The following is a 10,319-nucleotide window of genomic DNA, read 5'->3' as shown; positions in this document are numbered from 1 at the left end:
ATCGAAAGCCCCAGCCATTCGGCTGGGGCTTTCGTGTTTTCAGGGCTTGTTCCAGACCTGGCAACGACGCTGGGCAGATTGCCCACCCGCACGCCGCGAACCCCCGCCCGGATGGACGGATTGCCCAGCCTGAGCTGGGCACACTTGCCAGTACCGCACCCGAGTTGATGTCATTTGTAGATGTTCGAGGAAGCTCAGTATTTCGCTCCGGTCGCGGCCAACGAGGACGGTTCCGTCGTCGTGCAGCTCGCGGCCAATCATCCCGGCTTCGCTGATCCGGTCTACCGCGCCCGACGCAACGCGATCGCCGCCCTGGCCATCGGTCACCACAAGGGCGATCCGATCCCGCACGCCGAGTACACCGATGAGGAGCACCAGGTCTGGGCGCTGGTGACCAGGGAACTGGCCGCCAAACACCACAAGTACGCGGTAACCGAGTATGTCAACGCCACCGAGGAACTGGGCCTGCCGGCCGACCACATCCCCCAGCTGGAGGAGGTCGGCGACCTGCTCGCCCCGCTGACCGGCTTCCGCTACCTCCCGGCCGCGGGCCTGGTCCCGCTCCGCGAGTTCTACGGCGTCCTGGCCGACGGATATTTCCACTCGACCCAGTACATCCGCCACCACTCGGTCCCGTTCTACACGCCTGAGCCCGACGTCATCCACGAGGTCATCGGCCACGGCAACACGCTCGCGTCCCGCCGCTTCGCCGACCTCTACCGCCTGGCCGGCCGCGCCGCCCAGCACGTCGAGACGGAAGAGGCGCTGGAGTTCGTCTCCAAGATCTTCTGGTTCACCATGGAGTTCGGCGTCATGCACGAGAACGACGAACTCAAGGTGTACGGCGCCGGGATCCTCAGCTCGTACGGCGAGATCGAGGAGTTCCGGGGGATGGACATCCGTCCCCTCGACCTCGCCGCGATGGGCGCCACGCAGTACGACATCACGAAATATCAGGACGTGCTGTTCGCGGCGGCCTCGCTGGACCATCTCGAAGACGTGGTCGGCTCCTTCTGGGCCACCTGCGACGACGACACGATCGCGAACCTCCGCGCCTAGCCCGCCCGGTCAGCCGAGCTTCACCAGCAGGGCGTCACCGACCGCGCGCTCCGAACCGTCGGACGGCTTGTTCACGACCTTGCCGCCGACGATCATGGCGCTCGACCCGCCGCCGTCCAGGTTGATCGCGTCGCGGGCGCCGAGCCAGCGCATCACCTGCGCCGCCTCCAGGAAGGAGGCCCCGACCGTGACGCCGGGAGCGCGTCCGTCGACCACCGCGAGGATCAGCTTCCCGGTCTTGGTCACCCCGACCAGGGTGCGCGGGTGGCGGCGCAGGATCATGTTGACGTTCGCCATGCCGTCGGCCGACGCGGTGATCCAGGTCTTGCCGTTGCGGACCAGGCCGACCCCGCCGCCGACGATGTAGGTGTCGGGGGTGAGCGGGATGGTGCGCTTCTTGCGCAGGTCGCTGACGGTGGTCTTGACGCTGACGGTCTGCCCTTTCGCGGCGTAGGCGCGCAGCCAGTCGGCGGCCGCGCCGACGCCGTGCAGGACGCGCCGGCCCTTGGTGACCTTGCCGCCGGCCGTCCGCACGCCCAGCACCTTGCCCGTCGCGTCGAGCACGGCTTCGGCGCCGCCGGTGGAGGGGGTCTTGGTGCCGAACTCCTCGGTGTAGAGGACGAGTTCGTCGGGCTTGGCCACCCGGTTCACCCCGGCGACGGGCGCGTTCTGACCGCCGGCGGAGGCGGTCACCTTCGAGGACAGTTCGGTGATGCGCGCGGTGCGCCCCTTCATCACCACGGCGGTGCGTCCGGCGACGGCCTCGCTGAGCAGTTTGCCGCCGACGACCGAGATGCCGGTCGGGTCGCCGCGGTAGGCGGCGGAGGTGTGGATGTCGAAGAAGCCGCCGTTGACCGCGATCGACGCGCCGCCGGCCTTCGCCATCGCGGACACCTTCTCCCGCTTGGCGGTGCTGGCGCCGAGCGAGGAGGCGAAGGTGCCGCGGAAGCTGCGCGGGTCGACCGTGACGACCCGCATCGACCAGGGCCCCGAGGTCAGGAAGCCGTCGTCGCCGAGGTAGTCGACCTTGGCGCTGAGCTGGGCGTCCTTGAGTTCGTCGACGACCTTGGCCGCGTCGCCCTTCTGCTTGAGGGTCCAGTTGCCGATCCGTACCATCCAGTAGTCCTGGGCGGGGTAGTCGGCGATGGCGGGGCGGGTGAACTGCACGACGGTCGGCTCGAAGCCGGCCGTCTGGGCGGCGACGGCGAGGTTCTGGGCGGTGGTGGCGGACATGGCGTCCTTGCCGGCGGAGAGCAGGCTGACGGTGTAGCCGTCCTCCGAGGTGCCGTGCTTGAGGGTGAAGTACTCGATTCCGGCGCCGAGTATTTTGCCGGCTGATTTGGGGATGCCCGGGACCCCTAGTGGGAACTTGGTCGAGGGCAGTCCAGCCGGTATGGATTCCGCTGATGCGGCTGTCGCGGACAGGGCCGGTGCCGACACAGCGGTGACTGTGACGATCATCGCGGCGGTCCCGACGGTCAGGCGGCGTCGCATGAGGTTCTCTCCCGATTAATGGCCTAAGAGACCATCGTGTCGAGAATGTTCGATCAAGGAGAGCGAAACACGCCAAAGAGTATGAGAATTCGGCGTTGTCTGCCTTTTAAGGGTTGTTTTGCGGTGCGCGGTATTCGATGTCTCGCGCCTTTTGTACGAATTCCTGGGCGGATTGTGCCTCTACGTAGACGAACGCGCCCCCGGCTCGGCGGGACATGCCCCAGTAGCGGGTGGTGGACTCCCCCCACCAGATCGTCCAGCGCGGGAAGCGGCAGGAGAGCGCGCGGACCGTGAGGGCCGGGTCGGGCGCGGGGATCGAGCGGCGGGCGATCCCATTCGTGATCTCTTGCTCGGTTGGGGTCACCCGTGTAGCCAAGCACGTCGTATCCGTGATGGCGAGCATACGGAGAGTATTCGGGTGGGGTTGGTGTTACACCCGGAGGGGGGTGATTTCTCCCCCGCCCTTGTGACCTGCGGGCTCAGGTGAGCAGGTTTGCCAGCGTGGAACCGTCCAGCCCCGGGATGGTCAGCCCGTCCGCGCCGGTCATGGTCTCGGCGGCGACCAGCACGTTGACGATGGCCTCCTCGGTGGCCTCGATCACCGCGTAGTAGAGCGGGTCGATGTACTCGTCGGCGAGCACGGTTACCTGGTAGGTCCTGGGGGGAACGGCGTCCAGCGCGTTGGCGGGCAGGTTGCGGTTGCCGGTGGCGAAGCAGAGGAAGCCGTCGCCGCTGGAGTTCTCCCCGGCTCCGCCGGTCCTGGCCACGCCGAGCCCGGCCCGCTGGGCGAGCCGCCGGCACTGGTGCGGCAGCAGCGGCGCGTCGGTGGCCACGATCCCGATGATCGACCCGGCCCCTTCGTACGGCGCAAGCGATTCGGGCAGGTGCCGCCCGACGTTGACGCCGTTGACGGTGAGCCGCTCCCGCGCGCCGTGGTTGGCCTGGACGAGCACCCCGACCGTGTACCCGTCGACGGTCCTGGAGGCGGTGCCGATGCCGCCCTTGAAGCCGTGGCAGATCATGCCGGTGCCGCCGCCGACCGCGCCCTCCTCGACCGGGCCGCCGCCGGCGCGCGCGTACGCCTCCCGGACGTGCGCGGCCGTCACGTGCTGGCCGTCGATGTCGTTGAGCGAGCCGTCCCAGGTCTCCCCGACCACCGGCAGCGACCAGGACACCGAGCCCTTGCGCAGCGCGCCGACCTCGATCTCGACGAGCGCGTCCCTGACCACGCCGACCGAGCCGGTGTTGGTCAGCCCGATGGGCGAGCCGAGGATGCCGTACTCGCGCAGGAAGGCCATGCCGGTGATCTCGCCGTTGCCGTTGAGCCAGTGCAGCCCGGCGTAGACCGGCTCGTCGAAGGCGGAGCCCTCGTGCGGGAGCACCACGGTGACGCCGGTGCGCACCGGGCCGACGCCGACCACGCGGGGTCCCTCGCCGCTGATCAGTGTGGTGTGCCCGACCCGGACGCCGGGGACGTCGGTGATCGCGTTGTGCGGGCCAGGGGTGCCGGAGCCGACGATGATGCCGTGGTCGCGCGCTCTCACCGCGTCTCCCTTCGGAACGACTCCAGCGCGAGCAGCGCGACGTGCAGGGACAGGCACGATTCGACGTCGTCGAGGTCGGTGTCGAGGATGCGCTCCAGGCGGCGGAGGCGGTCGTAGAAGGCGGGCCTGGACAGGTGCGCCCGTTGCGCGGCGACCGCCTTGTTGCGGCCGGCGTCGAGGTAGATGCCGAGGATGCGGGTGAGGTCGCCGTTGCGCTGGGCGTCGTGCGCCAGCAGCGGGCTCAGCTCGCGTTCGGCGAAGGTCTGCAGCCGGGCGTCGTCCCTGAGCAGGTGGAGCAGGCCGCGCAGGCGCAGGTCGGGGAGGCGGTAGTAGGGCCGGCCGTCAGGCTGGCGGACGGCCACGTCGGCGACCTGCTCGGCTTCCAGGAAGCTGCGCCGTACGTCCCGGACCGATTCCACGATCGAACCGGCGGCCAGCACGAACGGGTTGGGGAAGGACGCGCGCAGCCGGTCGGCGAGGGCGGCCAGCGCGGTCTCGGCGGTGGTGCGCGGCGGGAGCGGCAGCAGCACTCCGACGCGGGCCTGGTCGAGGGCGCCGACGAGGGCGGGCAGGCGGGCGTCGCGGCAGGCGGAGGCGGTGGCCTCGGCCAGGTCGCCGAGGCGGACCTGCTCGTCCAGCGCGGTGTCGCCCTCGGCGATCGGCCGCAGCACGACGCTGATCAACTTGCGGCCGGTGAGCGGCACGCCGACGGCGCGGGCGCGGGCGGCGGCCTCGTCGGGGTCGGCGTAGGCGTGGGTGAGGATGCCGGTGATGATCGTGCCGTGGGCCTGGCGTTCCAGCGACTCCTGGTGGCGTTCGAGCAGGCGGCCGAGGGCGAGCGTGGTGGCCGCGCGTTCGGCCAGCACGATGTCACGCGGGCTGGGCGTCCCGTCGCAGAGCAGGATCAGCCGCCCCCAGTCCTGGCCGCGCGCGCCCACGGTGGTGACCAGCCAGCCGGACGTGCTGTCGTAGGCGGTGCGGCCCTCGGTGGCGACCGCCCGGGAGCGGCTCTCCCAGCTGGCCAGCAGCACGCCGGTGTCCTGCCCGGCGGCGTCGCAGGCGAGCACCTGGTGGGCCAGGTTCTCCAGCAGCGCGGGCCGGCCGGAGAAGCGGACCACCTGGCCGAGCACTTCGGCGGGGGAGGCGCCCTCGACCGAGAGTTCGGTGAAGACCTCGTGCAGCTGCTCGGAGGCGCGGAGCTCCTCCAGCTGGATGTCGATGATGCGGGCGTGCACGGATTCGGTGATCTGGACGAACGGGGTCTCCCTGGTGAGCGTCACCAGCGGCAGCCCGTGCTCTTCGGCGGCCCGGATCACGGCCCCCGGCAGCTCCTTGACGAACCTGCGGCCCAGCTCGACGACCAGCCCGGAGGCGCCGACCGCGGCGAGGTCGGCGACGTATTCTGCGAGTTTGTCGGGCTCCGACGGCAAGGCCACGCCGGTGGTCAGCACCAGTTCGCCACCTCTGAGCAGGTGGGCGATGTCGCTGATTTCCCCTACATGCACCCAGCGAACCCGGGTGTCGAGCCGATCGGCGCCCGCGACGACGCGCGGATTTCCGCGCCGGACGGCATCAAGCGAGAGCACGTCCGCGACCGTGGGGAGCATGTAGGGAGGCTACCGGATCAGGGTGTAAGTATGAGGCATCAATCCCTGACACTTTGCAGGGTTTGCCGGAATCGTTCCTGGTCTAGGGCCAGCACGAGGGAGATCGAACCGGGGCCGAGGTTCATCGTGCCGGATCCGCCGACGGTGACGCCGACGTCCGCGCGGTCGGTCGCCAGGGCCGGATCGAGGGCGATGGCGGCGGCGACCGCGTCCCAGGCCGGGAGTTCCGGGCTCCGGGCGAAGAAACGGCCCAGGCTGGGCTTCAGGTCCGTTTTGAGCACCGAGATCCCCACATCCAAGGGAACGACCGTCCTATGTGGAAATGGGGTGTTGACGGCGATCTGAGCGGCTTCGGGGTCGAACCACCAGTTGAACTCCTGTTCGCCGCCGGTGCCTCCGCCCAGATAGACGACCTGTTCAACCAGCGGGACCATGCCAGGGTGGTCTGTACTGCCTTCGCCAGATTGGTCGCCGGGCCGAGCGCGAGAATCGTCACCTCGCCCGGATGCGCGGTGACCTGCTCGGCGATGAAGCCGGCGGCCGGGCCCCGGCGGGGATTCGTCCGCCGGTGTTCGACCGCCCCCGAATATCCGGCACGGCGTTCAGGTGTAGTGGTATCGCCAAGAATGACCGGAATGTCCGGGCGGGTGGCGAGCAGGCGGCGGGTGTGTTCCAGGCCGTCCTCCGGCCAGGTGTTGCCCCCCCACGATGGTCACCCCCAGGATCTCCGCGCCGGAACCGGCGACCAGCAGCGTGGCGAGCGCATCGTCATTCAGGTGCCCCATGTCCGTATCAACAATGATTTTTCGTGCTTCGGGTGGGTGCGTGGCCGGGGCGCACGCCGTCAACGTGCCGGCCAGGAGCAGGGGGAGGATGCGCTTCATGCCCTCTCTGTCGGGCGCTCACCGTGAACCGGTTCCCGCCCGGCCCCCGACAGAGGGGTATGAATGAGCACGAGGCGTGGCCGGACGCCCGACTGCTGGGCCGATCGCCGAGGGAGACCGGCGCGCCCTGGAGATCCTCTACGCCAGGCACGCCCCCTGGCTCATCCTCCGCCTGACCCGCCGCTGCGCCGACGCCACCCTGGTGGACGAGGCGGTCCAGGACACCTTCGTCGCGGTCTGGCGCACGGCCGCCCGCTGGAACGCCAAGGGCGAGGTGGCCGCCTGGATCTGGGGCATCGGCATCCGCCGCCTGCTCGACCAGCTGCGCCGCCGCCCGCTGGCGGTGCTGCCCGCCTACGAGCAGGTGGTGGTGTCGGCCGAGGAGCAGGTGCTGCTCGGCATCGAGTACGGCGACCTGGGCGGCGCGCTCGCTCGCCTGTCGCCGGAGCTGCGCGCGGTCGTCCAGGCCACGGTGCTGGACGGCCTGACCACCAGGGAGGCCGGGAAGCTGCTCGGCCTCCCCTCGGGAACGGTGAAGACCCGGATGATGCGGGCGAAGGCCCAACTGCGGGAGGGACTGGCATGACGGACTGGCATGTCGACGACGAGCTGGCCACCCGGTACTCCGGGGGTGACCTGGGCGGGACCGCCGCGGCGTCGGTGGAGGCGCATCTGCTGGCCTGCGAGCGCTGCCGGGGTTCGGTGGCGGGAGCCGTACCGGCCGATCGGCTGGGGCGGCTGTGGCGGGAGGTCGCGGACGCGGTGGACGCGCCGGGGCCGGGGCCGTTCGAGCGGCTGCCGCGGTGGGCCGGGATCGACGAGCCGACCGCGCGGCTGCTGGCGGCGGCGCACTCGCTGCGGTTGCCGTGGCTGGCGGCCAACGCGGTCGCGCTGCTGTTCGCGGTGCTGGCGGCGGGGGTGGACGACCGGTGGGGGATGCTCTGGTTCCTCGGGCTGGCGCCGGTGCTGCCGGTGGCGGGGGTGGCGCTGGCGTTCGGGCGGGGGGCCGATCCGGCGCATGAGATCGGGCTGGCCGCGCCCTATTCGGCGTTCCGGCTGATGCTGGCGCGGGCGGCGGCGGTGCTGGTCACCTCGGCCGGGCTGGCGTTCGTGGCCGGGTTCGCGGCGCTCGGCCGGGACTGGGCGGTGGTGGCGTGGCTGCTGCCGGCGCTGGCGCTGACCGCGCTCACGCTGCTGCCCAGCCGGTTCGAGCCCGCGTACGGCGGGGCGGCGCTCACGCTGCTCTGGCTGGCGGCGTCTCGGCGTTCGCGGTCAGGGACCAGCCGCTGGCCCTGTTCGGCACGGCCGGGCAGGTCACCGCGCTGGCCGTGGTCCTGATCTCGGCGGCCCTGCTGTTCCTGCGCCGCGACCGCTACCAGAACGAGGGATCACGATGAACACCGTCGTCGTCACCGATGTCGTGAAATCGTATGGTCGGCATCGAGCTCTGGACGGCCTGTCGTTCACGGCGGGGCCGGGGGTGACCGGGCTGCTCGGGCCGAACGGAGCCGGCAAGACTACGCTGATCCGGATGCTGGCCACCGTGCTCGCCGCCGACTCCGGCACACTGCGGCTGCTCGGGTGTGATCCGGCTGCCGAGCGGCTGCGGATCCGGCGGCGGCTCGGCTATCTGCCGCAGGAGCCAGGCTTCCATCGGGCTTTCACCGTGTTCGAGTTCGTGGACTACGTGGCGATCCTGAAGGAGATGGTGGATCGCCGGGAACGCCACGACGATGTGCGCCGGGTGCTCGCCGAGGTCGGGCTGACGGAGCTGGGCGGTAAGCGGATCCGCGCGCTCTCCGGTGGCATGCGGAGGAGGGTGGGGATCGCCCAGGCGCTGCTGGGGCAGCCGGAGCTGGTCCTGCTTGACGAGCCGACGGCCGGGCTCGATCCCGAGCAGCGGCTGCGGTTTCGCGAGCTGATCTCCCGGAACGGGGAGAGCCGGACGGTGGTGCTGTCCACCCACCAGACCGAGGACGTGGCCGCGCTGTGCGGGCGGGTCGTGGTGTTCGACGAGGGCCGGGCCGCGTTCGAGGGCACGCCGGAGGAGTTGCGGCGGGTCGCAGAAGGGCAGGTGTGGTTGTCGCCGGAACGTTCGGGGATGTTGTCGTGGCGTACCGGGAAGGGGCTGTTCCGCAACATCGGGCCCGCGCCGGAGGCGGCGCGGCTGGTCGAGCCGACCATCGAGGACGGGTATCTGCTGCTGCTCGGGGACGCCGCCGTGGGGTGGGGTCATGACCGTCGGCGTGGTGAAACCGACGTGCCCGCGCTGGCGGTGGCCGAGGCGTGGCGGCTGCTGCGGCATCCGCTGGTGCTGGCCGGGTTCGCGCTGTTCGTGGTCGCGTCGGTGGTGGAGTTGCGTGACTACTGGGGGCCACGGCCGCCGTTCAGCCTGCTCACCAACGGGATGGTCATGTGGCCGGGGGTGCCGGTGTTCTTCGCCGCCGAGCTGGTCGCGAGCGCGTCCCGGCGGGCCGGCGGCGACAAGCTGTTCGGCGCGCTGCCGATGTCCCGGATGGGGACTGGAAGGGGAGTCTCTGGTCGCTGCGGGCGGTCGCGCTGGTGCTCACGATGGGGGCGCTGTTCTTCCTGGACGACGCCTCCGCCGAGGTGACCGCGCCGGTTCCGGCTCCGCGGTGGGTCAGGGTCGGAACCCGGGCCGGGCTGGCGTCGCTGGTGGCGTTGCCGGTGTGGATCGTCTCGCTTCTGGTGGAACGGTCGCGGCTGCCCGGCGTGTGGCTGCTCTGGCTCAGCCTGGAGTTCGCCGCTTTGTTCATCGGCGGGCTGGCGTTCGCGGCGTTGCTCGGCCGGGGCAGGGGCGGGCCCGAGCCGGGGGTGCTCGCGGCCACGGAGCTGGTGGTGCTCACGCTGGGCGCGCTGGCGGCGCCCGGCGAGTGGACCCTGCTGGGACTGCGGACCGTCGACTGGACGGTCGCTCACGTCCGCTGGTCGGTGCTGCTCGTCGCCGGGGTGGCCGGGCTGGCCTGGGCCTCCCGCGATTCGGCCTGGCGCAGGCGGACGGCCAAGCCGTCCAGCATCGCCACCAGGCCGTAGTCGAAGCCGATCTGCCTGGCCAGTCGCGGGTCGAAGCCGGGGGTGTTGTAGAGCCGGTAGCGCTCCTGCAGCGCCGGATGTTCCTGGGTGACCTGCTCGATCACCCGGGACATGCCGTCCACCTGGGCCTTCTCGGTGGACTGCGCCTTGGCGCCCGCGTTGCGCCAGGAGGCTTCCGGCAGGGTCGAGCCCAGCGTGTACGACATCACCGCGGACACCGCGTAGTCGATGTCCAGGCCCCGGAACCCGCCGCGGGCGAAGGCGTCCAGCAGGATCGTCGAGCAGCGCAGCGCCTCCGGGCCCAGGCTGGGGACCACGCCGATCAGCTGGGCCAGCCAGGTGTGCCGCAGGATCGTGCCGCGCAGGCCGTAGGAGTAGTCGCTGGCCGTCTCCCGCCATTGGCGATCCCGGTGCAGGACCACGTCCGCGTACGCCTCGTCCATCGCTAGTTCGAGGAGTTCGTCCTTGTTCGCCACGTACCAGTAGACGCTGGTGGCTCCTGAGCCCAGTTTGGCGCCGAGTTTGCGCATGCTCAGGGCGTCGAGGCCGTCGGCGTCCAGGAGGTCGATGGCGGCTTTGACGATCTGGTCGCGGCTGAGGCCCGGCTCCCGGCGGACGCGCGGTTTCCGGGTCCAGACCGAGGTGAACTCCTTGTCGGACACGCTTCCACCATATTG

At 70.8% G+C, this 10,319-nt stretch carries 11 protein-coding genes and 1 pseudogene; 5 read left to right on the top strand and 7 right to left on the bottom strand.

What is annotated here, in order from left to right; translation table 11 throughout:
• Nucleotides 1-180: 180 nt before the first annotated feature.
• On the top strand, nucleotides 181-1,059 hold the full coding sequence (locus Acor_RS34795) for a phenylalanine 4-monooxygenase (protein WP_155341025.1): 879 nt from the start codon (nucleotides 181-183) through the stop codon (nucleotides 1,057-1,059).
• Between the two features lie 9 nt (nucleotides 1,060-1,068).
• On the opposite strand, the gene Acor_RS34790 is transcribed toward Acor_RS34795, so the two are convergent.
• From Acor_RS34790 to Acor_RS34765, 6 genes and pseudogenes are all read right to left on the bottom strand, one after another.
• Nucleotides 1,069-2,553, bottom strand: a complete 1,485-nt coding sequence (locus Acor_RS34790) for a phosphodiester glycosidase family protein (RefSeq protein WP_155341024.1) — start codon at nucleotides 2,551-2,553, stop codon at nucleotides 1,069-1,071.
• Between the two features lie 106 nt (nucleotides 2,554-2,659).
• Complete coding sequence (locus Acor_RS34785; protein ID WP_155341023.1) at nucleotides 2,660-2,917, bottom strand: hypothetical protein; 258 nt, start codon at nucleotides 2,915-2,917, stop codon at nucleotides 2,660-2,662.
• Nucleotides 2,918-3,032: 115 nt separating this feature from the next.
• Nucleotides 3,033-4,097 carry a DmpA family aminopeptidase gene (locus Acor_RS34780; protein ID WP_155341022.1) on the bottom strand — a complete coding sequence of 355 codons (1,065 nt, stop codon included), beginning with the start codon at nucleotides 4,095-4,097 and terminating at the stop codon, nucleotides 3,033-3,035.
• Nucleotides 4,094-5,704, bottom strand: a complete 1,611-nt coding sequence (locus Acor_RS34775; RefSeq protein WP_155341021.1) for a PucR family transcriptional regulator — start codon at nucleotides 5,702-5,704, stop codon at nucleotides 4,094-4,096. Before Acor_RS34775 ends, Acor_RS34780 begins: the two co-directional genes overlap by 4 nt.
• A gap of 38 nt (nucleotides 5,705-5,742) precedes the next feature.
• A pseudogene (locus Acor_RS45005) lies at nucleotides 5,743-6,362 on the bottom strand (nucleoside hydrolase).
• Nucleotides 6,307-6,588, bottom strand: coding sequence for a hypothetical protein (locus tag Acor_RS34765; RefSeq protein WP_155341020.1), 282 nt, complete (start codon nucleotides 6,586-6,588; stop codon nucleotides 6,307-6,309). The pseudogene Acor_RS45005 and the gene Acor_RS34765 overlap by 56 nt, the downstream one beginning before the upstream one ends.
• 76 nt (nucleotides 6,589-6,664) lie before the next feature.
• Here Acor_RS34765 and Acor_RS34760 point away from each other — a divergent pair, with 76 nt between their 5' ends.
• Genes Acor_RS34760 through Acor_RS34745 form a run of 4 tightly spaced genes read left to right on the top strand, consistent with a single transcriptional unit; the run spans nucleotide 6,665 to nucleotide 9,642 of the window.
• Nucleotides 6,665-7,174, top strand: coding sequence for an RNA polymerase sigma factor (locus Acor_RS34760; RefSeq protein WP_155341019.1), 510 nt, complete (start codon nucleotides 6,665-6,667; stop codon nucleotides 7,172-7,174).
• Nucleotides 7,171-7,926, top strand: coding sequence for a cupin domain-containing protein (locus Acor_RS34755; protein WP_155341018.1), 756 nt, complete (start codon nucleotides 7,171-7,173; stop codon nucleotides 7,924-7,926). The genes Acor_RS34760 and Acor_RS34755 overlap by 4 nt, the downstream gene beginning before the upstream one ends.
• A gap of 55 nt (nucleotides 7,927-7,981) precedes the next feature.
• Complete coding sequence (locus tag Acor_RS34750) at nucleotides 7,982-9,202, top strand: ABC transporter ATP-binding protein (RefSeq protein ID WP_155341017.1); 1,221 nt, start codon at nucleotides 7,982-7,984, stop codon at nucleotides 9,200-9,202.
• Nucleotides 9,160-9,642: a hypothetical protein gene (locus Acor_RS34745; protein ID WP_155341016.1), complete on the top strand. Its 483-nt coding sequence runs from the start codon at nucleotides 9,160-9,162 to the stop codon at nucleotides 9,640-9,642. The genes Acor_RS34750 and Acor_RS34745 overlap by 43 nt, the downstream gene beginning before the upstream one ends.
• Here the strand turns inward: Acor_RS34745 and Acor_RS34740 are convergent.
• Nucleotides 9,525-10,304, bottom strand: a complete 780-nt coding sequence (locus Acor_RS34740; RefSeq protein WP_155341015.1) for a TetR/AcrR family transcriptional regulator C-terminal domain-containing protein — start codon at nucleotides 10,302-10,304, stop codon at nucleotides 9,525-9,527. The genes Acor_RS34745 and Acor_RS34740 overlap by 118 nt on opposite strands.
• Between the last annotated feature and the right edge of the window lie 15 nt (nucleotides 10,305-10,319).

The sequence above is a fragment of the Acrocarpospora corrugata genome (assembly GCF_009687845.1).
Taxonomy (GTDB): domain Bacteria; phylum Actinomycetota; class Actinomycetes; order Streptosporangiales; family Streptosporangiaceae; genus Acrocarpospora; species Acrocarpospora corrugata.
This window is presented reverse-complemented; position numbering and strand designations above follow the sequence as displayed.

Excerpts from the sequence above, each read along its gene's own strand:
- Acor_RS34765 (WP_155341020.1), bottom strand. The coding sequence starts at position 6,588 with ATGAAGCGCATCCTCCCCCTGCTCCTGGCCGGCACGTTGACGGCGTGC.
- Acor_RS34775 (WP_155341021.1), bottom strand. The coding sequence starts at position 5,704 with ATGCTCCCCACGGTCGCGGACGTGCTCTCGCTTGATGCCGTCCGGCGC.
- Acor_RS34790 (WP_155341024.1), bottom strand. The coding sequence starts at position 2,553 with ATGCGACGCCGCCTGACCGTCGGGACCGCCGCGATGATCGTCACAGTC.
- Acor_RS34750 (WP_155341017.1), top strand. The coding sequence starts at position 7,982 with ATGAACACCGTCGTCGTCACCGATGTCGTGAAATCGTATGGTCGGCAT.
- Acor_RS34755 (WP_155341018.1), top strand. The coding sequence starts at position 7,171 with ATGACGGACTGGCATGTCGACGACGAGCTGGCCACCCGGTACTCCGGG.
- Acor_RS34745 (WP_155341016.1), top strand. The coding sequence starts at position 9,160 with ATGGGGGCGCTGTTCTTCCTGGACGACGCCTCCGCCGAGGTGACCGCG.
- Acor_RS34795 (WP_155341025.1), top strand. The coding sequence starts at position 181 with ATGTTCGAGGAAGCTCAGTATTTCGCTCCGGTCGCGGCCAACGAGGAC.